Origin of the sequence: Azospirillum sp. A29, assembly GCF_042604625.1 — a bacterium.
GTDB classification, from domain to species: Bacteria; Pseudomonadota; Alphaproteobacteria; order Azospirillales; family Azospirillaceae; genus Azospirillum; species Azospirillum palustre.
On sequence record NZ_CP170466.1, the window covers coordinates 1959307 to 1984213 of the forward strand.

The following is a 24907-nucleotide window of genomic DNA, read 5'->3' on the forward strand; positions in this document are numbered from 1 at the left end:
CGGACAGACGCGCAAAGACACCGCCGCTCATGCTCACCCCCAACAGTTCCGCCCCCAACGGCCTTACCCGCCGGTCACCGCCTTACGCGGGAACCGTCACTTGTAGATGCCGACATAGGCGACCAGTTCCTGGCCCGGCACGCGCTTCACGTAGGTGATCTTCGGTTCGATCCTGTTGCTGGCGGGGTTCAGCCAGCGATACTCGACCCAGCCCTCGCCCTTGTCCTTGGCGACGGCCAGCACGTCCTGGACGATGAAGCGGCCGTCCGGGTCCTTGACGTTGATGACGCTCTGGCCGACGCCGGCCGGACGCGGCGGGTAGACCTTCCACACGCCGGTGAAGTCGATGACGTTGACGTAGATCTCACCGTGCTTGTACGGACCGTCGGCGTTGAACGCCTTGGCGGCCTCGTCCAGGCCCTGGGCGGCGATCAGGTCCGCCGCCTTCAGGGTGATGGACTTCGCGTCCTCCTGCGTCGGCTTGGCCTGCTCGGCGACGGCCGGGCTGGACAGCGGGGCGGAAACGGCAGTCCCGACGGCAATCAGGGCGACCGCCAGCAAACGAAACCACAGGCGCATGTGCTTTTTCCCCAAGAAATGCGGGACGGCCGGCAGACGCCGGACGCCCCTGACATGTTTTATCCGGCCGTCATCGCCTTCGCGTGCGGCCATTTTCCCGAAAGGCTACTAGCAGAAGGTTTCATGCGTTTGTCCGCCGCATTTCTATGCGATCATATTGCATTGCAACATAGCAATATTGCGAATGAATGGCCGGTGGGTGCACTCTCCGGCGGTATCGCCTTGCATTTGAACGTATTAGCCGTGCGGCGAGAGCGGCTGGGCAGGTATGGACAAGCCATCCACGCGCAGATGCGGCTTATCGACGCATCGGTCGCTCCCACAGCCCGCGCGTGACGGTTTGCCGCCCCTTTTTTCCATCGACAGCCGCGCCGTTCGGGTGGAGCATCGAAAGTCCGATGCGGGCGCCCCGCCGGCTCCGGACCCGATGCGTTTTCCCAGCGCCCGTCCGCCGCCGCCCGTCGCCCGATCCGGACGCCATCTTCTGGAAGTGCCAGCTCTTTAAAGTGCCAGTCTGAAGTGCCACACGCGAACGGGCCGCCCCGGCGGCCGGCGCCGGCGGCCCCTTTCCCGCCCTGGCCCCGTCCCCCGGTCACGACAGTCCGAAGCTTCGACGGGAGGTGTGAATGCCGCATACGCAAATCCGGACGGCGCGCTGCGCGGCGCTGGTCGGCCCCTATCTCGCCGGCAAAACGACACTGCTGGAAAGCCTGCTGTTCGCCGCCGGGGCCGTCACCCGCAAGGGCAGCGTGCGCGACGGCAATGCCGTGGGCGACAACTCGCCGGAGGCGAAGGCCCGGTCGATGAGCACCGAGCTGAACGTCGCCTCCTTCGATTACCTGGGGGAACGCTGGTCGATCCTCGACTGCCCCGGTTCGGTGGAACTGGCGGGGGAGGCACAGGCGGCGCTGATGGCCGCCGACATCGCCATCGTCGTGGCGGAGGCCGCACCGGAAAAGGCGGTGCTGCTGGCTCCGCTGTTCAAGGTGCTGGACGATCACCGCATCCCGCATCTGCTGTTCATCAACAAGATCGATACGCTGGGCGATATCAGGGTGCGCGACGTCGTCGCCGCCTATCAGGAGGTCTCGACCCGCAAGCTGGTGTTGCGCGAGGTGCCGTTGCGCGAGAATGGCCAGATCACCGGGCTGGTCGATCTGGTCAGCGAGCGTGCCTGGCGCTTCAACCCGCACAAGCCGTCCGACCTGGTCGCCCTGCCCGACGGCGCCCGCGACTGGGAGGCGGAGGCGCGGCAGGCGATGCTGGAGTCCGCCGCCGATTTCGACGACGGCCTGCTGGAAAAGCTGCTGGAGGACATGGCTCCCGACAGTGCCGAGCTGTACGAGACGCTGGCGCACGAACTGGCCGACGACCTGATCGTGCCGGTCTTCTTCGGGTCGGCGGAGAATGACAACGGCATCCGCCGCCTGCTGAAGGCTCTGCGGCACGAGGGGCCGGAGGTTGCCACCACCGCGGCCCGCATCGACATCCCGGCCGACGCGGCGGTGGCGGCGCAGGTGGTGAAGACGATGATGGGGTCCCATGCCGGGAAGCTCAGCCTCGCCCGCATCTGGCGCGGCACCGTCACCGACGGCATGACGCTGGGGGCTGAGCGGGTGTCCGGCATCTTCCAGCAGTTCGGCCGCGACCAGACCAAGGTGCCGCAGGCCTGCGCCGGTGATCTCGTGGCGCTCGGCCGGCTGGAGAAGGCGGCGACCGGCGACCGGCTGACCGAGAAGGCCAATCTCGGCCCGTCCGCCGACTGGCCGGCCGCCGCCCCGCCGGTGCATGGGCTGGCGCTCCGCGCCGAGAACCGCAATGACGAGGTGAAGCTGTCCGCGGCCTTGCAGAAGCTGCGTGAGGAGGACCCGTCCCTGACGCTCGACCAGTCGGCCGAGACCGGCGAACTGGTGCTGTGGGGTCAGGGCGACGTGCATCTGAAGCTGGCGATGGACCGGCTGCGCAGCCGCTTCAACGTCGCGGTGAGAGGCCAGCCGCCGCAGGTGCCATACAAGGAGACGATCCGCAAGGGCACCAGCCACCATGCCCGCTTCAAGCGCCAGACCGGCGGCCATGGCCAGTTCGCCGACATCCATGTCGAGATCCGACCGCTGCCGCGCGGGTCGGGCATCCAGTTCGAGGATGCGGTGGTCGGCGGCGCTGTGCCGCGCCAGTATATCCCGGCGGTGGAGGCCGGCGTGCGCGACGCGGTGGTGCGCGGGCCGCTGGGCTTTCCGGTCGTGGATTTCGCGGTGGCGCTGACCGGCGGCCAGTTCCACGCCGTCGACAGCTCCGACATGGCGTTCAAGACGGTGGCGCGGCAGGCGATGGCCGATGCCCTGCCGACCTGCGAACCGGTGCTGCTGGAGCCGATCCTGACCGTCACCATCGCGGTGCCCAGCGCCTTCACGCCGAAGGTTCAGCGTCTGGTCAGCGGACGGCGCGGCCAGCTGCTGGGCTTCGATGCGCGGCCGGGCTGGCCGGGCTGGGACGAGGTGAAGGCGTGCATGCCCCAGGCCGACATGCAGGATCTGATCGTGGAACTGCGGTCGCTGACCTTCGGCGTCGGCAGTTACAGCGCCGAGTTCGAACGGCTTCAGGAGGTGGTCGGCAAGGCGGCCGACCGGGCCGTGGAAATCCGCCGCGACCTGCTGGCGGCACAATAGACAGAGGAACCGCTCCACCGTCCGGCTGGCGGGCGGTGGAGCGGTTCCTTGTTGGTCGATCTTCTGGCTTTACCCGATCTTCTGCTTGGCCATCGCGCCCAGACGCAGGCGGAGCGCGTTCAGCTTGATGAAGCCTTCCGCGTCCTTCTGGTTGTAGACGCTGTCCTGCTCGAAGGTCACATAATCCATGCGGTACAGCGAGTTGGGCGACTGGCGGCCGACGACCGTGACATTGCCCTTGAACAGCTTCAGACGGACGGTGCCGTTGACCAGCGACTGGGTCTGGTCGATCAGCGCCTGGATGGCCAGACGCTCCGGGCTCCACCAATAGCCGCAATAGATCAGCTCGGCGTAGCGCGGCATCAGCTCGTCCTTCAGGTGGCCGGCGCCACGGTCGAGCGTGATGCTCTCCATCGCGCGGTGCGCCACCAGCAGGATGCTGCCGCCCGGGGTCTCGTAGACGCCGCGCGACTTCATGCCGACATAGCGGTTCTCGACCAGATCGAGGCGGCCGATGCCGTTTTCGCCGCCCAGGCGGTTCAGCTCGGTCAGCAGGGCTGCCGGCGACAGCGCCTTGCCGTCGATGGCGACCGCGTCACCGTTCTTGAACTCGACCTCGATGTAGGTCGGGGTGTCCGGCGCCTTTTCCGGGGCGACGGAGCGGGTGTACATGTCCTCGTCCGGCTCGACCCACGGATCCTCCAGCGCCTTGCCCTCGTAGGAGATGTGCAGGAGGTTGGCGTCGGTGGAGTAGGGGGCCTCGCCGCGCTTGTCCTTCGCGATCGGAATCTGGTTCTTCTCGGCGTAGTCCAGCAGCGTGGTGCGGCTGTTCAGGGTCCATTCGCGCCACGGCGCGATGACCGTGATGTCCGGGCGCAGGGCGTAATAGCCCAGCTCGAAGCGGACCTGGTCGTTGCCCTTGCCGGTGGCGCCATGGGCGACGGCATCGGCGCCGACCATGTTGGCGATCTCGATCTGGCGCTTGGCGATCAGCGGCCGGGCGATCGAGGTGCCGAGCAGGTAAGTGCCCTCGTAGAGCGTGTTGGCGCGGAACATCGGGAAGACGAAATCGCGCACGAACTCTTCGCGCAGATCGTCGATGAAGATGTTTTCCGGCTTGATGCCCAGAAGCTCGGCCTTCTTGCGGGCGGGCTCCAACTCCTCGCCCTGGCCGAGGTCGGCGGTGAAGGTCACCACCTCGCAGGAATAGGTTTCCTGCAGCCACTTCAGGATGACCGAGGTGTCGAGGCCGCCCGAATAGGCGAGCACCACTTTCTTGATCTGTTTGCCGGACGCGCCGCTCATGGGACTGCTCTTGCAGTAGAGAAAGGTAAGGCCGCGACCGTACGGCCTTTCCCGCCCGCCTTCAAGCCCTGCCGGCGCCGATCTGCCTCTGCGAATGACCGGGACCGGCTACTCGATCTTCTCGCCTGGGTAGGTGCCCCAGAAATCGGCGCGCTTCATCCAGCCGCGATAGCCCTTCACATCGACCTCGCACCACTCGTCGCGGCACTTCTTCAGCGATCCGATGACACCGGGCTCCGCCCGCGCCACCACGGCGCCGTCGCCGCGCGGCGATTCATAGATCGCGCGGGTCTGGCCGACGATCAGCACGCCGCGGCGTCCCGACAGCGCGCTCTGGTGCACCCAGCCTTCCGCCCCCTCCCAATCGCGGATGCGGCGCCAGGTGTCGAATTCTTGGATGATCTCCACCGGCATGTCCTTGCGCTTGAACACCCATTCGATGGGGTAGCTGCCGTTGGGGCCGGAGCGCAGGTTCACCTCGCCGACGCGCACGGTGACGAAGCGGGGGATCGGCAGGCCCGACGCATGGGTCGGGTCCTTCCCCTCCGCGGCGAGCGCCGTGCTCCAGCCGCCCGCGAAAAGTCCCGCCCCCAACCCCGCGATCAGGACCAGAGCGGCGAGGACGGAGCGGCGGACAGGCATGGCGGCACCGGAACAGGGATAGGGGAGGGCAAACCGGGCCGCACTATAGAGACCACCCGTTCGATAGGGCAAGCGCCGCCACCCCCGCCTCCACTCCCGATGCCACCCCCATGGGACGGTGCGGCCGGCTTGCCGCAGGGTGGCCTTTCGTGACTGACTTCTGGACAGTCCAACGACCGCTTGGTATGGCAACCATGGACCGGAGCAGCCCGTGCCGAGACCTTCAGATGCGGGCAGCCGGGGCAAGGGAGGACCAGCACCGATGACCGACAAGAAGAAGCCGCTCGTTGTCGTCACCCGCAAGCTGCCGGACGTCATCGAGACGCGCATGATGGAGCTGTTCGACACCCGGCTCAATCCGGACGACGTGCCGCTCACCCCTGCCCAGATGCAGGATGCGATGAACATCGCCGAGGTGCTGGTGCCCACCGTCACCGACCGCATCGACCGCGCGCTGATCGAGGCCGCCGGGCCGCAGCTGCGGCTGATCGCCTCCTTCGGCACCGGTGTCGACCACATCGACCTGAAGGCGGCGCGCGAGCGCGGCATCGTCGTCACCAACACCCCGGGCGTCCTGACCGAGGACACCGCCGACATGACCATGGCGCTGCTGCTGGCCACCGCGCGCCGTGTGGCGGAGGGCGAGCGGCTGGTCCGTTCCGGCCAGTGGACCGGCTGGGGTCCGACCACCATGCTGGGCCACCGCATCAGCGGCAAGCGGCTGGGCATCCTGGGCATGGGCCGCATCGGCTCGGCGCTGGCCAAGCGGGCGCGCGCCTTCGGCATGTCGATCCACTACCACAACCGCCGCCGCGTCCATCCGGAGCTGGAGCAGGAGCTGGAAGCGACCTACTGGTCCAGCCTGGACCAGATGCTGGCGCGGATGGACATCGTGTCGATCAACTGCCCGCACACGCCGGCCACCTACCATCTGCTGTCGGAACGCCGTCTGAAGCTGCTGCGCCCGCACTGCTACATCGTCAACACCTCGCGCGGCGAGGTAATCGACGAGGTGGCGCTGACCCGCATGCTGTCGAAGGGCGAAATCGCCGGCGCCGGCCTGGACGTGTTCGAGCATGAGCCGGCGGTCAACCCGAAGCTGCTGCGGCTGGACAATGTCGTCCTGCTGCCGCACATGGGCTCCGCCACCATCGAGGGCCGCATCGACATGGGCGAGAAGGTGGTGATCAACATCAAGACCTTCAGCGACGGCCACGCCCCGCCCGACCGCGTTCTGGAAGCGCTGCTGTAAGACGGGGTTCCCCTCCCCTTCGGACAGGGGAGGGGACCGATCAGGGCGCGGAGGCTTCCAGCGGGGCGGCCTCCCGTGCCGGCACCTCCTGCAACTCCGCCTCCAGCCTTGCCTTGGCGGCGGCAGCCAGCTGCTCGTCGGCCTGGATGCGGGCCATGTCCTCCGGTGCGACGGCGCCGGCGGCGATCACCAGTTCAGCGAAATCGGACAGATAGACGCTGCCCTTGACGGTGCGCTGGACCAGCACGTTGCGCTTGTCCTCGGCATCGCGCTTGCGCTTGACGAAGCCCAGGACCGACAGACGGTCGAGCGCACGGGTCACCGCCGGCTTGGAAATGTTCAGCAGCGACGCCAGACCGCGCACGGTGTGCGGCGGGTCGGTCAGATAAACCTGGAGAAGGATCGCCAATTGCCGCGCCGACAGGTCCGGCGCGTCCTTGCGGACGCTGGCGACCAGCGCGGTGCGCCACAACCCGAGCGCCTTGAGGTTCCGTGCCATGCCTCCCCCCGGAAAGCCGTGTGCGGTTCCGCAACCGCAGCACGCGCCGCGAAGTGTCGCTTACCCGAACGATGCAGGCAAGACTTTCGCGTTCCCGGGAGAAGGACGGCGCCGGTGCCTGCCTACTTTCCGTCCCGCTTCAGCACCACCGGCTTGGCAGTGCCGGTGACCAGCAGGTTTCCGCCGACGAGCGGAACGACGGTCAAGCTGCCGCCGGCCGACACCGGGGCGAGGCTGACCGCCTGCTTGGCGGCGTTGGCGGCAGGCTTCACCCCGCCGGGGACCTCCTTCGGGTCGAAGAAAGCGTCCTCTCCCTGGCCGGCGACATCGTAACCCGTGCATTCGCTGCCGACGCAGATGCTGGTCTCGTCGATGCGCGCCTTTCCGGCGGGGGCGTTGAAGGGCGCGTCGTCCGCTCCGCCGCCGCTCCAGCTCCAGCTGCCGCGCAGCCAGTCCGGCAGGCGGGTGTCCTTCTGGACCTCCAGATTGTCGGTGATCAGGCCGATGCTGCCATTCAGCCCCTGGGCGGCCACCGCCTCGGCAATCTTGCGGGCTTCGGCGGCGGCAATGCCGTAGCGGGTGGCGATCTGCGGCGTCCAGGCCGTCACCGCACCGTCCACCGCCTTGCGCAGGCGGTCGCCCCAGCCGGGCGCGATCCAGCGCGGGTTGGACCAGCCGGAGGCATCCTTGACCAGTTGGGGCAGTTGCGGGGCGTCGGCTCCCTGATCGGCGCCCTGATTGGCGACGAACAGGCGCGGATCGACCGCCGACTTCATGCGGTCAATGCCCATCTGGCGGTAGGTGGCGAAGCGGATGGTGCCGGTGCGGTTGGAAGCCGCCTCCAGCATCGGGGCGAGCAGGTCGTCAACCGCCTTCCAGGCGGGGGTGGCGAGCAGGGCCTTGTCGTCGGGGCAGGCGGGATAGGCGCCGAAATTGTCGCGGTTGCTGCCATAGAGCGGCTCCATCGCTTTCCAGGCCGCCGCTCCGCGCTTCTCCATCACCGAACAGGGCCACGCCATCTCCACCTCGTCGCTGACGACGCGCAGAGCGGTGAGGAAACCATCGTCGGTGGCGAGATCGACCCCGGAGGCCGTCTCGCGGGCATAGGAGTCCTCGATGCCGACGATGGCCTCGCGCAGCAGCGACTCCGCCTTCGCGCGGTCGGGGGAGGGGCCGAAGCGCAGCAGGTAGGCGGTCCACCCCTTGCCCAGCCCGCCGCGGATCTCGGCAAGCCGTTTGGCGGCGCCGGCCGGGTCGCCGGCTATGCCGTCGACGATGGCGGACATTGCGGCGACCGCCTTCGGCATCGAGTCGGACAGCGCGGTGCGCCGGGCGTCCAGCACCGGGCCGAGGCAGGAGCCGGGGGAGGCGGCGGTGGCGCATTGGTTGCGCTGCGTCAGCCAGGCCCGCTGTTCCGTCCGCAGCCGGTCACGGTCGGCGGCGGCGGACAGATCCTGCAGCGTCTTGTAGAGGTCGGCGATCTCCCGGTCGGCATCGGCCAGCTTGGGATCGGCGCAGATCGCCTTTTCCACCGGCGTGGAGGCCGCCTTGCAATCGAAGGACGGCTCAGCCCTTGCGGTCCCGCCGACGACCATGATCGAAAGCGCAGCCGTAGCCCCCACCAGCATTGCGCCGCCGATGAACGGCTTCCCGTTTTTGCGCTTGTCCATAACCGCTCGGTTTTTCTCTGCCCGGCCCATCATGCCTTCCTGGGACTGTGATCCGCGGAAGATACGGAATCCGTTGCAGCTTGTCCTCTGCCTCCCTGCCAATTCCGAGGAGCGGCAATCAAAGAAAGCAGTCAAAGAAAAGCGACTGCGATTGCGGCGAAATGGCAGCTGGCCGCGGTCAGCACGAACAGGTGCCAGACGGCGTTGTTGTAGGGCATGCGATCCATCAGGTGGAAGACGACGCCGACGGTGTAGACCAGACCGCCGGCGACCAGCAGCCACAGGGCTGGCGCCGACAATGCCGATCCAAGCGGTTCCAGCGCCGTGACCACCGCCCAGCCCAGTCCGAGGTAGAGCGCCAGCCCCAGCCGGTTGAAGCGACCCGGAAAACGCAGCTTCAGCGCGGCGCCGAAGGCGGCCCCGCCCCAGACGGCGCCACCCAACCCGATCCCTTGGCCCAGCCCAAGCGTGAAGGGCGTATAGGTGCCGGCGATCATCACGAAGATCATGGCATGGTCGACTCGCCGCAGCATCGCCTTGCCGAAGCCGGGCGGGGCGAGGTTGTAGGCGGCCGAGGCCGTCAGCATCCCCACCAGACCCAGGCCGTAGACGGTCAGCGCCAGCGCCGTATGGACCGGCACGGCGCCGGAAAACACACCTTCATTCAGCAGCCAGACGAAACCGGCGAGGCCGGCGGTGACGCCGATGGCATGAACGACCGCATCGGCCCGCCGCTCACCGACGCTGTAGACGGGAAACTGGTGGGCATCCGGCATTGGCACACCGCTTCGGTCGACGCAAAGAGAGAAGTCGGCCGCCGGAGTGGGGCCTGCGTCGAACATGGTGTGCCGGCAGCGGCCACGCCAGCGGTCCTGTCCGATGGAAAGAACCCGGCGGGCGCTGCTTCGGCGAACCGCTTATGCCGGACGGAACGGCCGCGTTACGCCGTTACTCCGCTGCGAAGGCCACGGCCGCGGTGTGGCGGTGGCGCGGCATCGGCTCCGACAGGTTGGCGGCCTTGCGGAAGTAGCACAGGGCATAGACACGGACGCAGCCGGTGAGATTGTCGCAGTCCTGGCGTTCGGCATCGATCTTCGACACCAGTTCGCTCATCGTCATGAACTCGCGGGCGCAGATTTCCTCAAGCGACTCCCACTCCACCGGCATCAGCTTCATGCTGGTCCGCTTGCCGTTCACCCTGATGTTGCGCATGTGCATGGGAGAGCCCTCCGTTGCTGATGCATAAATGGGTATGCGAAACGGCGGGGGGTGTGCTGTGAAGTTCTTCACAGGGAAAATGACCCATTGAGCGGGGAGCCGTCGAAGGGCCGGGCGGGCATCATGGGATCGACATCGGATCGGGGGACAGCATGACACCAAACGAAGCCTTGCGTGCGATCATGAACGAGGCGGCGGCGGCGCGTTCCGCCCTGTGCGAGAACGAACTGGTCATCCGTCTGGACAACATCCTCGCCATTGCCCGCGAAGCGCTGGTGGGGAAGGACGGGGACGAAATGCCGCAGCCGTCACGGAACGAAGCCGGTGGCTGTCCGGAGCGGTGAAGGGGGGCGGTCACATCCAAGGGGCTGAGGCAATTGGTCACGGGTGGTCATAAATTTGCACAACTTCACCCACCCACGAATTGCATAGGGGAGTAACCTTCTGGGCTTACTACCGTCGTCCCCGGTCCTGGAAAATCCGGGAGGGCAGGCGGAAGGGCTCTTTGAAACCAAAACTGGATTTCCCACGCAATGGCTCCGATCCCGACTCCGACCTGCCTCCTCCGCGGCACTTACGTTCGTTCCATGTTCGGCGATGTGCCTGTCGAAAGCCTGAAGATCGGCGATATGATCAAGTCGTCGGTGACCGGTGAGTTCCGTTCGATCCGCTGGATTGGCCGGCGTCTGCTGGCGGGTTCGTCCTTCGATACCGAGCATCTGCGCAAGGTCCATCTGCCGGTGCGGATCGCCCGTGACGCCATCGCCCGGAACATGCCGTCCCGCGATCTCTATATCTCCCCCAGCCACGCGCTGCTGATCGGCGAGTACGGTGTTTCGGCCCGTCTGCTGATCAACGGCTCGTCGATTCGGCAGGTGGATGCGATGGAGGAGATCGAGTATTTCCACATCGAACTCGACAGCCATGACGGCATGTACGCCGAAGGGCTGCCAGTCGAGACCTATCTCGAAGCCGACAACCGCCAGGCCTACGACAACGCTGCCGAGTATGAGGCGCTGTATCCGGGAGACGATCCGCGCATTCAGGAACCCTGTGTGAAGATCGACATTCCGCTGGCCGCGCTGGAGCAAATCCGCAAGAACGTCAACAAGCGCGCCGAGCAGATCGAAACGGCCGAACTGGCCTGAGGCCTGGGCAGGTCTGCTTGTAAGGCAGGGTATCGAGTATACTTGGAGGGCCGTCCTGTGGGGCGGCCCTTTTTGCGTCGGCAGGTTGAAGGCACACCTGTATGGCAGGCCGTCGGCCCGGTGGTCCGGTTTCTCCCCGATGAGACCCCACCCCCTGCCCACATAAAAAAACCGCCGCTAACCCGATGGATTAGCGGCGAGTTGAACAGGGAGGCTTCACGTCTGGGAGACGCTGGGTCCGAGGACCCAACCCCGGAGGGGAGACCTCCGGGACGAAACATCAGATGCTGCGTCGCAACATCCAACGATCAAAATTTGACCATTCTGCTGCCAACTTTCCAGGCATAAATGTATAAATCTACCATGCAAGACACGCATGGCTTCAGAAGTCCCTTAGGAAGCTAATAAAAATGCCAAAAACGACAGCGCCGCTCCGGTAAGTTGGAGCGGCGCTGTCGTTTTTGGCAATTCTCTTGCGGGATCACTGAAAATGTTCGTGGTCAGAACGGAGTTTCTGCCACTTTTTTAACCAGGAAGTCGCGGAAGACGGCGATGCGCTTGGAATGGCGCAATTCTTCGGCATAGACGAAGTAAGCGTCGACCTTCGGCCCGTCGACATCAGGCAGGATCCGCGTCACGTCCTTGGAGAAGCTGTCAACCAGGAAGTCGGGCAGCGCGCCGATGCCAAGCCCGCTCTCCACCGCGCGGTAGATGGCGTAGACGCTGTTGACCTGCAGGATCGGTTTCCGGTTGGGCGACGGATCGCCCATTTCCATGATCCAGTTGACGTTGGGGATCGGCGCCCGCACGTCGGGCGGGTAGGTGATCAGGTCGTGGTTGTCCAGCTCCGCCAGCGTCTTGGGCGAGCCCTTTTTCTTCAGGTAGCTCTGGCTGGCATAGAGGTGGAAGCGAATCGACATCAGGTGCCGCTGGATCAGGTCCGGCTGCCGCGGCGTGTTCATGCGGATGGCGATGTCCGCCTCGCGCATCGCCAGATCCAGCTCGTCGTCGTCGATCAGCAGCGTCAGCTGGATGTCGGGGTAGATCGACATGAACTCGTTGATGCGCGGCGTCAGCCAGGTCGATCCGAAGGCGACGGTCGTCGTCACCCGCAGCGGGCCCTTGGGATGCTCCCGGCTTTCGGTCAGCATCGCCTCGGTCATCGACAGTTTGGCGAAGACGTCGCGGGCGGTGCGGTGAAGCAGTTCGCCCTGTTCGGTCAGGATCAGCCCACGGGCGTGGCGGTGAAACAGTGGAACGCCCAGGCTTTCCTCAAGCGCGCTGATCTGGCGGCTGACCGCCGACTGGCTGAGGTTCAACGTCTCACCGGCGTGCGTGAAGCTGCCGGCTTCGGCCACCGCGTGGAAGACCCGAAGCTTGTCCCAATCCATCATGCTGTCCCGCCCCGATGCGCAGCCGCCCGGAGCCTCCCGTTTATCTTGAGGACGGCGCATGGCCGCCATGCATGTTTATAGCGGGAACGCGCCCGGAACGCACGCGCTAGTAAAAGCGATTCGCACGAAAATTAATCATGATCACCGGAGTTATTCTCATCCGAAGTCACAGCGATCCGGGCATATCCGTATAATGGATAGGGATGTTTGCGATGCTCGGAAACGGGGCGACGGTCGTTCGCCCCCGTTTTGCTAATCCGCGGCGTCGGTCAGGGCGGCGGCCTTGACCGTCGCGCTGCGGGCATCGCCCGCCGGCTTGTCCGGACCGCGGCGGCCGATATGTCCGCTGATCTCGTCGCCGGCATCGGCGGGCAGGCGCCAGAAGGGCAGGCTGGAGGCGCAGGCCATCAGCCCGACCGTCAGGAAGGCCGGAACGAAGGAGGCCGGGGTCAGCGTGCCGCTCCACTGCACGGTCAGGTGAAGCGTGGTGGCGCCGACGGCGACGCCGAGGCTCATCGACAACTGCTGCATCACGCTGGCCAGCGTGTTGGCGCGGCTTGTCATCGGCTGCGGCACCTCGGCGTAGCTCAGCGTGTTCATGCCGGTGAATTGCAGCGACCGGAAGAAGCCGCCCAGCAGCAGCGCGCCCAGGATCACCAGATGCGGCGTATCGGGACGGAAGGCGCCGTAGCTGGCCAGGATCACGCCGCTGACGATGGAGTTCAGCGTCAGCACCGGGCGGAAGCCGAAGCGGCGCAGGATTGGGCCGGCCAGCGCCTTCATGGTCAAGGCGCCCGCCGCCCCGGCGAAGGTGAGGGCGCCCGACTCGAAGGCAGTCAGGCCGAAGCCGATCTGCAGCATCACCGGCATCAGGAAGGGCACCGCGCCGATGCCGATGCGGAACAGGGTGCCGCCCAGCACCGACGCCCGATAGGTTTGCAGCCGGAACAGCGACGGGTCCAGCACCGGCCGCGCCACCCGCCGGGCATGGCGCAGATAGGCCAGTGTCGCCAGAAGCGCCACCGCCAGCAGGATCGCCACAGCATAGGCCGGCAGCAGGTCGCGTCCGACATTCTCGAAGCCGAACATGAAGGCTGCCAGCGCGATGGAACTCCACAGGAAGCCGCGGGCGTCGAAGGGGTCGCGCTGCTCATCTTTCAGGTTGGGGATCAGTGCCAACACCAGGGCGATGCCCACCAGCCCGATCGGCACGTTGATGAAGAAGATCCAGCGCCAGGAGGCGTAGGTGGTGATCGCCCCGCCGACCAGCGGCCCCAGCGCCGGCCCGATCAGTGCCGGCAGGGTCATCCGCGCCATCGCCGTCACCAGCTGGTCCTTGGGCACGGTGCGCAGCAGGATCAGCCGGCCGACCGGCACCATCATCGCCCCGCCCATGCCCTGGAGGATGCGGGCGGCCACCAGTTCCGCCAGCCCGTTCGACAGGCCGCAGGCGATGGAGCCCGCCATGAAGACGCCGATAGCGCTGGCGAAGACGGTGCGGGCGCCGTAACGGTCGGCCGCCCAGCCGCTGACCGGCAGGAACACCGCCAGCGCCAGCATGTAGGAGGTCATCGCCAGACTGAGCCGCAGCGGATCCTCGCCCATCGACTGCGCGATCCCCGGCAGGGCGGTGGCGATCACCGTCGAGTCGAGATTCTCCATGAACAGGGCGCAGGCGATGATCAGCGGGGTGACGCGCGACATGACGGACCGTCAGGCAGAGAGCGGAACCCTACGAATGTGAGGCGTCCCGCCGCATTGACCATCGCCCATGCGAAAGCCCTGCCATGCGTAAGCGCGGTCGGAGGCGGATCACCCGGCCGCGGAGACGAAGTCCACCGCCGCCTGCGTGTGCAGCCGCGTGGTGTCGAACACCGGGAAGCCCGGCAGGTCGGGCTGGTCGATCAGCAGGAAGATCTCGGTGCAGCCCAGGATTACGCCCCCGGCGCCGCGGCGGCGCAGATCCTCGACGATGCGCAGGTACTCGGCCTTGGAGTCGGGGCGCAGGTCGCGCCGCACCAGCTCCTCGAAGATGATGCGGTCGACAAGGGCCTGGTCGGCCTCGTCGGGCATCAGAAGCTCGACGCCGAAACGGTCGCGGAACCGCTCCACCAGCAGGTCGGACCGCATGGTCGCCGCGGTGCCGAGCAGGCCGACCCGCCGCAGCCCGGCCTTCGCGATCGCCTCGCCCGTCGGGTCGGCGATGTGGATGAAGGGGATGCTGCGGCCGGCCATGATCGGCTCGACCACCCGGTGCACGGTGTTGGACACGCAGATGACCAGATCGGCGCCGGCCCGCTCCAGCGCATCGACCTTGCCGGAGAGGTAGCGTTCGGCGCCGTTCCAGTCGCCGGTGCGGACGAAATGCTCGATGTTGCCGAAATTCACGCTGACGATGACGATCTCGCCGTTGTCCCAGCCGCCCAGTCGGTCATTCGGCCCGTCGTTGAGAAGACGGTAATATTCGCCGGTGGCCTGATTGCTCATGCCGCCGAGCACACCGATGGTCTTCTGCGGCAGGGGGCGGACGGTTGGATGGATCGTCATCGCGGTAAGGCTCCTCATGGGCTCGTCCTGAACAGGCCGCCAGCCTTACCACGTCACCGCCCGGTGAACACCGGCTTCCGCTTTTCCAGGAAAGCCCTGTAGCCTTCGCGAAAATCCCCGGTGCCGAAGCAGCGGTAGCATTCGGCGATCTCCGCCTCGGTCAGCGGCGCTGGATCGGAGAGGCGGCGGACGTAGCGCTTGTGCAGGGTTGCGGCCAGCGGCGCGCCGGCAGCGATGCGCTGGATCGTGGCGGCGATCTCCGCCTTGAAGCCTTCATCCGCGGCGATGCGGTGGACGAGGTTCTTGTCCTTGGCCTCCGCCGCACCGAAGATGCGGCCCTCCAGCAGGATTTCCAGGGCCGCCGGACCGCCGGCGACGTCGGCCACCAGCTTCAGCTCCGTCGGCCCCATGGAGATGCCGAGCCGACTGACCGGCACGCCGAAGCGGCTGCTCTCCGAACAGACCCGGAGGTCGCAGGCCAGCGCCACTGCCAGACCGATGCCGCAGCAAGGGCCGTCGATGGCGGCCAGAACCGGATGGCGCAAGGCACGCAGGCCATCCAGCCCCTCGTCCATCAGGTCGCCGTAGCTGGTGCCCTGTTCCGGGCTGTTGCGCTCGCTCTCGAACTCCGAGATGTCGGCGCCGGGGGAGAATGTGCGGGCGCCGTTGGAGCCCGGACCGCCGCGCATGACGACGACGCGGACACCCTCGTCGGCTTCCAGCGCGCTCAGGTGCCCGATCAGGGCGTGCCACATCGGCTTGTCGAAAGCGTTCAGCTTGTCCGGGTTGGACAGGGTCAGGGTCGCGACCGCTCCATCGCGGGTCAGGGTGATGGTGCCGGCCATGCCGCAGTCTCCATCCGTTGCCGTATGGCCGCGTACCATAGCGCCCTGCTGCCGGGACGCAAGCTGCCCGGTGCCGCGGCGCGGAACGGGTGGGCCACAAGGGTGGAAGGGGAGGTCGCGAAAAAAGTGAGGGGAGGGCGAATTTTCCTCTTGCGGCGGAGGCCGTGTTTCCGTAGAAAGCGGCTCCCGGACGACGGGAGCGCGGGCGTAGCTCAGGGGTAGAGCACAACCTTGCCAAGGTTGGGGTCGAGGGTTCGAATCCCTTCGCCCGCTCCAGTTCTCCGGTGAAAGCGAATATCAAAGGGCCGGGCGGCAACGCACCGGCCCTTCGCTTTTCCGGCTTCCGCGGCCCGGCAACGGGCTTTTGAAATCGCTGGGTATCCCGTATCGACACTGGCCGTCCGGCGCGCTAGATCCATACACATGACCGACACTTCCCTCGCCGCCCGCGGCGTTGCGCTCGACTTGCTGCGCGACGTGCTGCGCAAGTCCGTCCCCTTCGACGACGCGTTCGACGCGCATCCCGAACTGGCGGCGTTGCAGCCGCGCGACCGCGGCTTCGTCCGCCTGCTGGTCGCCACCGTCCTGCGCCGGCTGGGCCAGATCGACGAGATGATCCAGGCCAGCCTCGCCAAGCCGGGCCTGCCCAAGGCGGCCATCCACGACATGCTGCGGCTGGGCACGGCGCAGCTGGTGTTCCTGAACACCCCCGCCCACGCCGCCGTCGACACCGCGGTGGAACTGGCGGCAGCGCGCAACGCCGCTCCCTACAAGGGGCTGATCAACGCCGTGCTGCGCCGCATCGGGCGCGAGGGGGCGGAGATGGCGGCGCGGCAGGATGCCGGGCGGCTGAACACGCCGGACTGGCTGTGGCTGTCCTGGCGCTCCGCCTACGGCACCGCCCGCACCCGCGGCATCGTCGAGGCGCACCTGCACGAGGCGCCGCTCGACATCACGGTGAAGTCCGACCCCGCCGGCTGGGCGGAGCGGTTGGGCGCCACCTTGCTGCCGACCGGATCGCTGCGCCGTCCGACCGGCGGGTCGGTGACCGAGCTTCCGGGCTTCGAGGACGGGGAATGGTGGATCCAAGATCTCGCCGCCTCGCTGCCGGCCAAGCTGTTCGGCGATCTGGCCGGCAAGCGGGTGTTCGACCTGTGCGCCGCCCCCGGCGGCAAGACGGCGCAGCTGGTGGTGCGGGGCGCGCAGGTCACCGCCATCGACCGCTCGGCCCGCCGGCTGGAACGGGTGACGGAGAACCTGAAGCGCCTGCGCCTTGAGGCCGATGTGCTGGCCGCCGACGCCACCACCTGGGAGCCGGAGGAGCCGGCCGACGCCGTGCTGCTCGACGCGCCCTGCTCGGCTACGGGTGCGATCCGGCGCCACCCCGACATCCTGCGGGTCAAGACGCCCGACGACATCGCCAAGCTGGCCCGCGCCCAGTCGCGGCTGCTCGCCCGCTCGGTCGAGCTGGTGAAGCCCGGCGGCACGCTGATCTATTGCACCTGCTCGATCCAGCCGGAGGAGGGGGAGGTGCAGGTCGCCCGCCTGCTGGAACAGGACACGCGGGTGGAGCGTTGGCCTGTGACCGCCGACGAACTCGGCGGCCTGTCGGAGCCGATCAACGAGGCGGGGGAGGTCCGCAGCCTGCCGGGCATGCTGGCCGATCTCGGCGGGATCGACGGCTTCTTCGTGGCACGCCTGCGCCGGCGCCAGGGGTGAAGCCTTTTGCGGTCCGCACCGCGGGATAAATCCCAGCCCTGTCTTGCGGTGCGGGCGGCGAATTGATACGACACGAGCCATGCTTCCGTCCGCGTTCTCCCGCACCGCATCATCACCCTCCGCCGGCTGCCGACGCCGCTTGCGGTCCTGAAGGAGTCGGCGCAGATGGGCGACGGGAACGGACGGTTTCGCAGCGGCATGGCGCGCCTTGCCTATGGGAACCCCCTCTACGCCCTGATGCTGGGCGGCAAGGCGCCGGGCGCGCTGGCGGTGATCCCGCCCGATCCCTGGCCGGGCGATACCGACAACGGCAACGCCATGCTGGCCGGCCGGATGAGCTTTGCCGGCCAGCCGGTCATGGTCGACCCCAACGGCGTGCCCAACTGGCGGCCCCAGGGCGTCAGCCCCGGCTGGCTGCGCGCCGCCCACGGTTTCGAATGGCTGCGCGACCTGCGCGCGGTCGGCGGCGACACCGCGCGGCGCCGGGCGCGGGTGCTGGTATGGTCCTGGCTGGACCAGAATGGCGGCTGGCATTCGCAGAGCTGGGCGCCCGACGTGCTGGGCATGCGGCTGTCCAGTTGGATCGGTCTGCATGATTTCTACTGCGCGTCCGCCGACGACGAGTTCCGCGCCCGGGTGTTCGAGAGCATGGCGCGCCAGCTTCGCCACCTGCTGCGGGTGGCGCCGGCCAAGCTGGACGGCGAGCGGCTGATCGGCGCGATCAAGGGCCTGCTCTATGGCGGCTATTGCCTGCCCGATCAGGACAAGGCGGCGCGGGAGGCGTTGCGCCTGCTCGACAAGGAGCTGCCCCGCCAGATCCTGCCCGATGGCGGCCATGTCGAGCGCAACCCGTCAATCCAGATGCGGGTGCTGCGCGACCTGATCGACATGCGCGCCGTCCTGCGCGTCGCGAAGGAGGAGGTGCCGGAAACCCTCCAGCACGCCATCGACCGCATGACGCCGGCCCTGCGCTTCTTCCGCCATGTCGATGGCAGCCTCGCCCTGTTCAACGGCGGGCGGGAGGAGGAGCCGGCGCTGATCGACACGGTGCTGGCCCAGGCCGATGCCCGCGGCCGTCCGCTGAAGAGCGCGCCGCACACCGGCTTCGAGCGTCTGCTCGCCGGGCGCACGCTGGTGCTGCTCGACACCGGCGCGCCGCCGCCGGCCGGTCTGGACCGCACCGCCCATGCCGGCACCCTGTCGATGGAGGTTTCCGTCAACAAGGAGCGGCTGATCGTCAATTGCGGCAGTCACCCGTCACAGCGCGGCCCCTGGCGCGCGGCGCTGGCCGGCACCTCCGCCCACTCGACCATGGCGGTCGCCGACACCAACTCGTCGGAGGTGCTGGAGAAGGGCGGGCTCGGCCGCCGGCCGACGCATGTCAGCTGTGAACGCCAGGAATCCGACGGCGCCATGCTGGTGGTGGCCACCCACAACGGCTACAGCAAGGGCTTCGGCCTGCTGCACCGCCGCCGCGTCTATCTGGCCGACAATGGCGAGGACCTGCGCGGCGAGGACACGCTGGAACCGGTGATCGGCGCCACGCCCCAGCCGCAGCCCTACGCCATCCGCTTCCACCTGCACCCCAATGTCCAGGTCGTTCCGGTTCAGACACAGGGCAATGGCGGCAACGATCAGGTGCTGCTGCGCCTTCCCAGTGGCAATGCCTGGCGCATGCGGGTGACTGGCGCCGTGCTGGAGGTGGCGGAGAGCGTCTATCTCGGCAGCGGGGAGGAGCCCCGCCGCACCCGGCAGATCATGATGCAGGGACAATGCGGACCCGAAGGGCTGACGGTGAAATGGGCCTTGCGCCGCGAGCGCAAGGCGGCGTAAATCGCGCCCATCCGCGGTGGCCGGGCCTATTCCCTTCGGGAGAGGCGTGGAAACACGGATGAACACGGGATTTTGGGGCACGGACGACCACGGGACTCTTCACGCCGTGCTTATCCATGTCCGTCCGGGCCGGCATCGGTCGGGCGGACGCGGATAAGCACAGCTGAGCGGCATTTCCGTGGTCGTCCGTGCTTTTCTTCTTCCGTGCTTGTCCGGGTCTCCCCGGTTGCCTGCGGCCTTATGCAATTCCCGCAGCGATCAGGATGACGCCATGAGCCCGCCCAAAGCCAACCATGCCCCCGCTCCCGACAAGGTCCGCATCGCCCGCGCCCTGATTTCCGTGTCCGACAAGGCCGGTCTGGTGGAGCTGGGCAAGGCGCTCGCCGCCCGCGGCGTCGAGATCCTGTCGACTGGCGGTTCGGCCCAGCGTCTGGCCGAGGCCGGCGTGCCGGTCAAGGAGGTCTCCGACCACACCGGCTTCCCGGAGATCATGGACGGTCGCGTCAAGACCCTGCATCCGCGCGTCCATGGCGGCATCCTGGCTCGCCGCGACATCCACGCCGACGCGATGGCGCAGCACGACATCCCCGGCATCGATCTGGTGGTGGTCAACCTCTACCCGTTCGAGGCGACGGTCGCCAAGGGCGCTGCCTATGACGACTGTGTCGAGAACGTCGACATCGGCGGGCCGGCGATGATCCGCGCCGCCGCGAAGAACCACGACTTCGTCGCCATCGTCACCGAGCCGTCCGACTACGAGGCGGTGATGGACGAGCTGGCGACCCATGACGGCTGCGTCACGCTGGCCCTGCGCCGCAAGCTGGCGCAGCGCGCCTATGCCCGCACCGCCGCCTACGATGCCGCCATCTCCACATGGCTGGCCGGCCAGCTGGGCGAGACCTTCCCGCCGCGCACCACCCTGTCGGGCTCGCTGGCGCAGACCCTGCGTTATGGCGAGAACCCGCACCAGCAGGCGGCCTTCTACGTCACCGGCGAGAAGCGTCCGGGTGTCGCCACCGCCGTGCAGCTGCAGGGCAAGGAGCTGTCCTACAACAACCTGAACGACACCGACGCCGCTTTCGAGCTGGTGGCGGAGTTCGAGCAGCCGGCCGTCGCCATCATCAAGCACGCCAACCCCTGCGGCGTGGCGCAAGGGTCGAACCTGCTGGAGGCCTACAAGTCGGCTCTGCTGTGCGATCCGGTCAGCGCCTTCGGCGGCATCATCGCCGTCAACCGCAGCCTGGACGCCGAGACGGCCGAGGAGATCTCCAAGCTGTTCGCCGAGGTGGTGATCGCCCCCGACGCCGACGAGGCCGCCCGCGCGCTGCTGGCGACCAAGAAGAACCTGCGCGTGCTGCTGACCAGGGACGTGCCGAACCCGGCCGAGCCCGGCATGATGATCAAGCAGCTGTCCGGCGGCTTCCTGCTGCAGAACCGCGACAGTGGCCGCATCGATCCGGCCGAGCTGAAGGTCGTCACCAAGCGCGCGCCGACCGAACAGGAACTGGCCGACCTGTTGTTCGCCTTCCGCGTCGCCAAGCACGTCAAGTCGAACGCCATCGTCTATGCCAAGAACGGCGCCACCGTGGGTGTCGGCGCCGGCCAGATGAGCCGTGTCGATTCGGCCCGTATCGCCGCCATCAAGTCGGGTGAAGCCGCCAGGGCCGCCGGCCTGTCGGAGCCGCTGACCAAGGGCTCGGTGGTTGCGTCGGACGCCTTCTTCCCCTTCGCCGACGGCCTGCTGGCTGCGGCGGAAGCGGGGGTGACGGCGGTGATCCAGCCGGGCGGTTCCATCCGTGACAACGACGTGATCGCCGCCGCGGACGAGAAGGGTCTGGCGATGGTGCTGACCGGAATGCGACACTTCCGGCATTGATAAGGTGAAACGAGCCCTCTCCCTTCAGGGGGGAGGGCTCTTTCTCACGCCTCCGCCAGCAGGTCGTCGGAATCCTCGACCCGCTTCAGCATCGACTGCCGCAGTTTCAGCAGCGCCCGGTGCTCCAGCTGGCGCACGCGCTCCTTGCTGACGCCCAGCTCGCGGCCGAGTTCCTCCAGCGTGGCACCTTCCTCGCGCAGGCGGCGTTCGCGGATGATTGTGCGTTCGCGCGGGCTCAGTTCACCCAACGCGTCCGCCAGCCATTGCGACCGCGTGCTGGCGTCGCGCATGCCGATCACCACGTCCTCGGGCGAGGGGCGCTGGTCGGCCAGGAAATCCTGCCAGTCGTCGTCGGAGCCGTCGGCCACCGGCGTGTTCAGCGACTGGTCGGAACCGGACAGGCGCATCTCCATCGCCTCGACCTCGGACACCTCAACCTTCAGTTCGCCGGCGATCCACTCGCGGCCTTCCCTGGTCAGGGGCGCACCGCTGCCGTTCTGGGTGGCGCTATCGATCTTGGCGCGCAGCCGGCGCAGGTTGAAGAACAGGGATTTCTGCGCGGCGGTGGTGCCGGTTCGCACGATCGACCAGTTGCGCAGGATGTAGTCCTGCATGGCCGAGCGGATCCACCAGGCGGCGTAGGTGGAGAAACGCACCTCGCGGTCGGGTTCGAAGCGGCTGGCCGCCTGCATCAGGCCGACATTGCCCTCTTGGACGAGATCGCCCATCGGCAGGCCGTAATTACGGAAACGCGATGCGGTGGCCACCACCAGACGGGTGTATGCCCGGACCAGCTGATGCAGGGCGCGCTCATCGTTGCCCTCGCGCCATTTTCGGGCGAGGTCGAATTCATGGTCGCGCGACAGCAACGGCTCGCGCATGGATGCCTTGATGAAGCTCAGATTTGCACGCTGAGTCTCCGGATCGTCGATGTATGCCATCCGTCCCTTCCTTCCCGTCTGGGCGGCATCGTGTTCCTTCGCATATCCCCGTACTATCGGGTCTTCGCCGCTTTGCCGCCTGCCCCCGGTCGATGCCGTCGGGTTAAGACAACAAGCATGAGCGCGCCCTGTTGCGGAATCATACGCTGGTGTAGGGGGAGCGGATCACCGGAGAGACAAAGGAATTTTTCCGGCGACCCGTTCATGGGTGGCCGGCGAGGGGCGGAGAGCGGAAACTCTTCACTGGTATTGCGCGAAGTTACAGTCGGGCGGAGCAATCCGACAGAAGCTGAGGTTGGGTCAGGCCTGGAAAAGGTCCAGCATCTCGCCGAAAGAATCGAAGCAGGCGCAGACGAGGTAACCACCGCGGCCGCAGCCGCCGTCGAGCGTCACCGTCGCCGGTCCGACACCGACGCCGGGGCTTTCCGGCATCCAGTTGGGGTCGTAGCCGCGCACCAGACGGCTAAAGCCGCCATAGGGCTGCTCCAGCCGGGCGAAACCGGCACTGCCCCACCAGAAGGCGTCGCCCTGGCCGGTCAGGGGGCGGCGGGGATCGATGCCGGAATTGACCAGCAGCAGGCTTCCGCCGCCGCGGCTGCTGCCGGTCCAGCCCTCGCCGTCTCCAGCGTCCTCCGGAAGGCCGTCGGAGGAGCCGTCATCCGCGGCCCCGCCCTGCGAGGCCGGTCCGCCAGTGTAGGCGGCGCGGCGCAGCGCGTTGAACAGCTGCTCATGACCGGGCCTCGCGGCCACCGCCTGCCGGAGTTCGCGCGTCCAGCGGCCCAGCATCACCGCCCCGCCGCGTGCCGCCGCCTTGCCGGCATCGAGATGACCGCCATAGGCCGCCAGGGTCGGTGCAACGCCCTGGCGCAGCATCCAGTCCAGCACGGTGCGCGGGTCTGGAGCGAAATGGAGTTGCAGCAACTTCTGCCACATCTCCTCCTGCTGGCCGCGCAGGTAGACGATGTCGGAGGCGATCATGCCCGGCATCGCCAGCAGGGCGATGCGGAAGGCAAGCAGCCGGTCGATGGTTTCCACCACCTGCTCGCCGAAGCCGATCATGTTGCCGAGATAGACCAGCCGGTCGCCGGGGCGGAAGCGCTGGCCGATGGCCTGATGGATCAGGTCCAGCCGGTCCGGCTGTGCGTGGATGGCGCCGATGGCCCACACCCGGCGCGGCCGGCCGAGCGACGCGAAACGGCTGTCGTCCTCAAGGGCACCGACAAGGGCGCCGGCGCTGGGGCCGGCAGGTCGGTTGGCCCGGCGGTTGGGAAGACCAAGGCGCGGCGGCAGACCCAAACTCGATTCCCTTCGGCGTCGTTCGCGAAGTCGTTCCGACGCTGTCCGCCGGAAGGCGGCCGGAGTTTAGGCGTGTCATGCCGTGGAAACAAAGGCGAAAAACGAGACGGGCGCGCGGCGTGACGTAGCAGCCGCGCGCCCGTTCGTGTCACGGACGTATATGAGGTGCCCGGAAACCGGGACCTGAAATCAGGCAGCCTTGGACAGCACCGATTCCAGACGCTCCGTCGCCTTGGTCTCGTCGATTTTCTCGACGGCGGCCAACTCGCGGGCCAGACGCTCCAGGGCGGCCTGATAGATCTGGCGCTCGCTGTAGGACTGGTCGGACTGGTCGGCACCGCGGTACAGGTCGCGCACCACCTCGGCGATGGACACCGGATCGCCGGAGTTGATCTTGGCTTCATACTCCTGGGCGCGGCGGCTCCACATGGTGCGGCGGACGCGCGAACGGCCCTGCAGAGTTTCCAGCGCGACCTTGATCCGGTCCTTGGAGGACAGGCGGCGCAGGCCGGCGTTGCGGGCCTTGGTAACCGGAACCTTGAGCGTCATGCGCTCTTTCTCGAACGTGATCGCGTAGAGTTGAACCTCGAGTCCGGCAATGCTGTGGGTCTCGATCCCTTCGACCCGACCGACGCCATGAGCCGGATAAACGACGAAGTCACCGGCTTCGAAGTCAAGCTTGTTCGACATGTGGATTGGCTCTCACTTCTCGCGATCACGCCATTTTGCCGCCCCGGTGGAAGGGACGAAAAAGGACCCCGGACGATTATGGCGCCGTGGGGATGGGACCCATCCACGACGATCACAAAAGCCACAGGTCCTGGAACGATGGGAAAACCGGCAATGGCGCGGAGGCCGGCTCCGGGCGCGCATTATAGCGATGTTACGCCCGAGTTACAAAGGGAACGCGCAATCAACCGGGCGGAAATTGTCCATCGCCCGGCCATGGCCGCCCCGTCGATTTTGCATAGCAACATCGACGGGTGCAATCGGTTGATGCGGCCCGACTCGAAAAATCCTACTCGGATCGGGGGCCGGGCCGCATCGTCACTCGGTCTCAGCCCGCCTTGGGGGAGAAATACTTCTCGAACTTACCGTCCACACCCTTGAACTCGTCGGCGTCGGCCGGCGCGTCCTTCTTGCGGGTGATGTTCGGCCACTGGCCGGAATAGTCGCGGTTCATCTCCAGCCACTTGGTCGCGCGGTCGTCGGTGTCGGGGACGATCGCCTCGGCCGGGCATTCCGGCTCGCACACGCCGCAGTCGATGCACTCGTCCGGGTGGATGACCAGCATGTTCTCACCCTCGTAGAAGCAATCCACGGGGCAGACTTCGACGCAGTCGGTGTACTTGCACTTGATGCAGCCGTCGGTGACGACGTAGGGCATGATCTCTTCTCCGCTGTTCCGGCCCGCGGTGCCAGCCGCGCGTCCGTGGTCCCGCTATCGCCCGTCGGGGCCGATCGGGACCATTTCCCA

Annotated in this window: 23 protein-coding genes and 1 tRNA gene; 9 read left to right on the forward strand and 15 right to left on the reverse strand. The window is 67.2% G+C overall.

What is annotated here, in order from left to right:
• Positions 1–96: 96 nt before the first annotated feature.
• A complete protein-coding gene (locus tag ABNQ38_RS24325; protein WP_377808416.1) occupies positions 97–579 on the reverse strand; it encodes a cache domain-containing protein in 483 nt (160 codons plus the stop codon).
• A 54-nt stretch (positions 580–633) separates the two neighbouring features.
• Between ABNQ38_RS24325 and ABNQ38_RS24330 the strand changes: the two genes are divergently transcribed.
• Both ABNQ38_RS24330 and ABNQ38_RS24335 read left to right on the forward strand, forming a co-directional pair.
• Entirely contained in the window at positions 634–915 is a 282-nt protein-coding gene (locus ABNQ38_RS24330; RefSeq protein ID WP_377808417.1) for a hypothetical protein, read from the forward strand.
• A 290-nt stretch (positions 916–1205) separates the two neighbouring features.
• Positions 1206–3245, forward strand: a complete 2040-nt coding sequence (locus ABNQ38_RS24335; protein ID WP_377808418.1) for an elongation factor G — start codon at positions 1206–1208, stop codon at positions 3243–3245.
• 69 nt (positions 3246–3314) lie between these two features.
• Here ABNQ38_RS24335 and ABNQ38_RS24340 read toward each other — a convergent pair whose 3' ends face one another.
• Both ABNQ38_RS24340 and ABNQ38_RS24345 read right to left on the reverse strand, forming a co-directional pair.
• Complete coding sequence (locus ABNQ38_RS24340) at positions 3315–4550, reverse strand: argininosuccinate synthase (RefSeq protein ID WP_098738883.1); 1236 nt, start codon at positions 4548–4550, stop codon at positions 3315–3317.
• A 108-nt stretch (positions 4551–4658) separates the two neighbouring features.
• Entirely contained in the window at positions 4659–5192 is a 534-nt protein-coding gene (locus tag ABNQ38_RS24345; RefSeq protein ID WP_377808419.1) for an SH3 domain-containing protein, read from the reverse strand.
• A gap of 262 nt (positions 5193–5454) precedes the next feature.
• Here ABNQ38_RS24345 and ABNQ38_RS24350 point away from each other — a divergent pair, with 262 nt between their 5' ends.
• Entirely contained in the window at positions 5455–6444 is a 990-nt protein-coding gene (locus ABNQ38_RS24350) for a D-glycerate dehydrogenase (protein WP_174474226.1), read from the forward strand.
• Positions 6445–6484: 40 nt separating this feature from the next.
• Here ABNQ38_RS24350 and ABNQ38_RS24355 read toward each other — a convergent pair whose 3' ends face one another.
• The 4 genes from ABNQ38_RS24355 to ABNQ38_RS24370 all read right to left on the reverse strand — a co-directional run bounded on the left by ABNQ38_RS24355 (position 6485) and on the right by ABNQ38_RS24370 (position 9831).
• A complete protein-coding gene (locus ABNQ38_RS24355) occupies positions 6485–6943 on the reverse strand; it encodes a MarR family transcriptional regulator (RefSeq protein WP_109096634.1) in 459 nt (152 codons plus the stop codon).
• A 122-nt stretch (positions 6944–7065) separates the two neighbouring features.
• Positions 7066–8613, reverse strand: coding sequence for a lysozyme inhibitor LprI family protein (locus tag ABNQ38_RS24360; RefSeq protein ID WP_377808421.1), 1548 nt, complete (start codon positions 8611–8613; stop codon positions 7066–7068).
• A gap of 131 nt (positions 8614–8744) precedes the next feature.
• Entirely contained in the window at positions 8745–9389 is a 645-nt protein-coding gene (locus ABNQ38_RS24365) for a hemolysin III family protein (protein ID WP_377808422.1), read from the reverse strand.
• A 172-nt stretch (positions 9390–9561) separates the two neighbouring features.
• On the reverse strand, positions 9562–9831 hold the full coding sequence (locus ABNQ38_RS24370; protein ID WP_098738887.1) for a ribbon-helix-helix domain-containing protein: 270 nt from the start codon (positions 9829–9831) through the stop codon (positions 9562–9564).
• A gap of 152 nt (positions 9832–9983) precedes the next feature.
• Between ABNQ38_RS24370 and ABNQ38_RS24375 the strand changes: the two genes are divergently transcribed.
• Both ABNQ38_RS24375 and ABNQ38_RS24380 read left to right on the forward strand, forming a co-directional pair.
• A complete protein-coding gene (locus ABNQ38_RS24375; protein ID WP_377808423.1) occupies positions 9984–10175 on the forward strand; it encodes a hypothetical protein in 192 nt (63 codons plus the stop codon).
• A 189-nt stretch (positions 10176–10364) separates the two neighbouring features.
• The gene (locus ABNQ38_RS24380) at positions 10365–10979 is read left to right on the forward strand and encodes a Hint domain-containing protein (protein WP_377808424.1); all 615 of its coding nucleotides are present in this window, start codon (positions 10365–10367) and stop codon (positions 10977–10979) included.
• 500 nt (positions 10980–11479) lie between these two features.
• Here the strand turns inward: ABNQ38_RS24380 and ABNQ38_RS24385 are convergent, their stop codons facing one another.
• From ABNQ38_RS24385 to ABNQ38_RS24400, 4 genes are all read right to left on the reverse strand, one after another.
• Positions 11480–12370 carry a LysR family transcriptional regulator gene (locus ABNQ38_RS24385; RefSeq protein WP_098738890.1) on the reverse strand — a complete coding sequence of 297 codons (891 nt, stop codon included), beginning with the start codon at positions 12368–12370 and terminating at the stop codon, positions 11480–11482.
• Between the two features lie 255 nt (positions 12371–12625).
• Positions 12626–14077: a DHA2 family efflux MFS transporter permease subunit gene (locus tag ABNQ38_RS24390; RefSeq protein WP_377808425.1), complete on the reverse strand. Its 1452-nt coding sequence runs from the start codon at positions 14075–14077 to the stop codon at positions 12626–12628.
• Between the two features lie 108 nt (positions 14078–14185).
• Positions 14186–14920 (reverse strand): aspartate/glutamate racemase family protein, encoded by a 735-nt coding sequence (locus tag ABNQ38_RS24395; protein WP_377808426.1) that lies wholly within the window; start codon positions 14918–14920, stop codon positions 14186–14188.
• 53 nt (positions 14921–14973) lie between these two features.
• Positions 14974–15765 (reverse strand): enoyl-CoA hydratase/isomerase family protein, encoded by a 792-nt coding sequence (locus tag ABNQ38_RS24400; RefSeq protein ID WP_377808427.1) that lies wholly within the window; start codon positions 15763–15765, stop codon positions 14974–14976.
• 201 nt (positions 15766–15966) lie between these two features.
• Between ABNQ38_RS24400 and ABNQ38_RS24405 the strand changes: the two genes are divergently transcribed.
• The 4 genes from ABNQ38_RS24405 (at position 15967) to purH (ending at position 21193) form a co-directional block, all read left to right on the forward strand.
• Positions 15967–16041 (forward strand) — tRNA-Gly (locus tag ABNQ38_RS24405).
• 147 nt (positions 16042–16188) lie between these two features.
• On the forward strand, positions 16189–17484 hold the full coding sequence (locus ABNQ38_RS24410; protein WP_377808428.1) for an RsmB/NOP family class I SAM-dependent RNA methyltransferase: 1296 nt from the start codon (positions 16189–16191) through the stop codon (positions 17482–17484).
• 165 nt (positions 17485–17649) lie between these two features.
• A complete protein-coding gene (locus tag ABNQ38_RS24415) occupies positions 17650–19317 on the forward strand; it encodes a heparinase II/III family protein (RefSeq protein ID WP_377808429.1) in 1668 nt (555 codons plus the stop codon).
• A gap of 271 nt (positions 19318–19588) precedes the next feature.
• The gene (gene purH, locus ABNQ38_RS24420; protein WP_377808430.1) at positions 19589–21193 is read left to right on the forward strand and encodes a bifunctional phosphoribosylaminoimidazolecarboxamide formyltransferase/IMP cyclohydrolase; all 1605 of its coding nucleotides are present in this window, start codon (positions 19589–19591) and stop codon (positions 21191–21193) included.
• Between the two features lie 44 nt (positions 21194–21237).
• Here the strand turns inward: purH and ABNQ38_RS24425 are convergent, their stop codons facing one another.
• The 4 genes from ABNQ38_RS24425 to fdxA form a co-directional block, all read right to left on the reverse strand.
• Positions 21238–22134: an RNA polymerase factor sigma-32 gene (locus tag ABNQ38_RS24425; RefSeq protein WP_377808431.1), complete on the reverse strand. Its 897-nt coding sequence runs from the start codon at positions 22132–22134 to the stop codon at positions 21238–21240.
• 300 nt (positions 22135–22434) lie between these two features.
• Positions 22435–23430, reverse strand: a complete 996-nt coding sequence (locus ABNQ38_RS24430) for a hypothetical protein (protein WP_377808432.1) — start codon at positions 23428–23430, stop codon at positions 22435–22437.
• A 189-nt stretch (positions 23431–23619) separates the two neighbouring features.
• Positions 23620–24120, reverse strand: a complete 501-nt coding sequence (locus tag ABNQ38_RS24435; protein ID WP_014248912.1) for a CarD family transcriptional regulator — start codon at positions 24118–24120, stop codon at positions 23620–23622.
• A gap of 367 nt (positions 24121–24487) precedes the next feature.
• Entirely contained in the window at positions 24488–24817 is a 330-nt protein-coding gene (fdxA, locus tag ABNQ38_RS24440; RefSeq protein WP_098738899.1) for a ferredoxin FdxA, read from the reverse strand.
• Positions 24818–24907 lie beyond the last annotated feature (90 nt).

What these genes read in the sequence shown, in the direction of transcription:
- ABNQ38_RS24325 (WP_377808416.1), bottom strand. Translation starts at nt 579, where the DNA reads ATGCGCCTGTGGTTTCGTTTGCTGGCGGTCGCCCTGATTGCCGTCGGG.
- ABNQ38_RS24330 (WP_377808417.1), top strand. Translation starts at nt 634, where the DNA reads ATGTTTTATCCGGCCGTCATCGCCTTCGCGTGCGGCCATTTTCCCGAA.
- ABNQ38_RS24335 (WP_377808418.1), top strand. Translation starts at nt 1,206, where the DNA reads ATGCCGCATACGCAAATCCGGACGGCGCGCTGCGCGGCGCTGGTCGGC.
- ABNQ38_RS24340 (WP_098738883.1), bottom strand. Translation starts at nt 4,550, where the DNA reads ATGAGCGGCGCGTCCGGCAAACAGATCAAGAAAGTGGTGCTCGCCTAT.
- ABNQ38_RS24345 (WP_377808419.1), bottom strand. Translation starts at nt 5,192, where the DNA reads ATGCCTGTCCGCCGCTCCGTCCTCGCCGCTCTGGTCCTGATCGCGGGG.
- ABNQ38_RS24350 (WP_174474226.1), top strand. Translation starts at nt 5,455, where the DNA reads ATGACCGACAAGAAGAAGCCGCTCGTTGTCGTCACCCGCAAGCTGCCG.
- ABNQ38_RS24355 (WP_109096634.1), bottom strand. Translation starts at nt 6,943, where the DNA reads ATGGCACGGAACCTCAAGGCGCTCGGGTTGTGGCGCACCGCGCTGGTC.
- ABNQ38_RS24360 (WP_377808421.1), bottom strand. Translation starts at nt 8,613, where the DNA reads ATGGACAAGCGCAAAAACGGGAAGCCGTTCATCGGCGGCGCAATGCTG.
- ABNQ38_RS24365 (WP_377808422.1), bottom strand. Translation starts at nt 9,389, where the DNA reads ATGCCGGATGCCCACCAGTTTCCCGTCTACAGCGTCGGTGAGCGGCGG.
- ABNQ38_RS24370 (WP_098738887.1), bottom strand. Translation starts at nt 9,831, where the DNA reads ATGCACATGCGCAACATCAGGGTGAACGGCAAGCGGACCAGCATGAAG.
- ABNQ38_RS24375 (WP_377808423.1), top strand. Translation starts at nt 9,984, where the DNA reads ATGACACCAAACGAAGCCTTGCGTGCGATCATGAACGAGGCGGCGGCG.
- ABNQ38_RS24380 (WP_377808424.1), top strand. Translation starts at nt 10,365, where the DNA reads ATGGCTCCGATCCCGACTCCGACCTGCCTCCTCCGCGGCACTTACGTT.
- ABNQ38_RS24385 (WP_098738890.1), bottom strand. Translation starts at nt 12,370, where the DNA reads ATGGATTGGGACAAGCTTCGGGTCTTCCACGCGGTGGCCGAAGCCGGC.
- ABNQ38_RS24390 (WP_377808425.1), bottom strand. Translation starts at nt 14,077, where the DNA reads ATGTCGCGCGTCACCCCGCTGATCATCGCCTGCGCCCTGTTCATGGAG.
- ABNQ38_RS24395 (WP_377808426.1), bottom strand. Translation starts at nt 14,920, where the DNA reads ATGACGATCCATCCAACCGTCCGCCCCCTGCCGCAGAAGACCATCGGT.
- ABNQ38_RS24400 (WP_377808427.1), bottom strand. Translation starts at nt 15,765, where the DNA reads ATGGCCGGCACCATCACCCTGACCCGCGATGGAGCGGTCGCGACCCTG.
- ABNQ38_RS24410 (WP_377808428.1), top strand. Translation starts at nt 16,189, where the DNA reads ATGACCGACACTTCCCTCGCCGCCCGCGGCGTTGCGCTCGACTTGCTG.
- ABNQ38_RS24415 (WP_377808429.1), top strand. Translation starts at nt 17,650, where the DNA reads ATGGGCGACGGGAACGGACGGTTTCGCAGCGGCATGGCGCGCCTTGCC.
- purH (WP_377808430.1), top strand. Translation starts at nt 19,589, where the DNA reads ATGAGCCCGCCCAAAGCCAACCATGCCCCCGCTCCCGACAAGGTCCGC.
- ABNQ38_RS24425 (WP_377808431.1), bottom strand. Translation starts at nt 22,134, where the DNA reads ATGGCATACATCGACGATCCGGAGACTCAGCGTGCAAATCTGAGCTTC.
- ABNQ38_RS24435 (WP_014248912.1), bottom strand. Translation starts at nt 24,120, where the DNA reads ATGTCGAACAAGCTTGACTTCGAAGCCGGTGACTTCGTCGTTTATCCG.
- fdxA (WP_098738899.1), bottom strand. Translation starts at nt 24,817, where the DNA reads ATGCCCTACGTCGTCACCGACGGCTGCATCAAGTGCAAGTACACCGAC.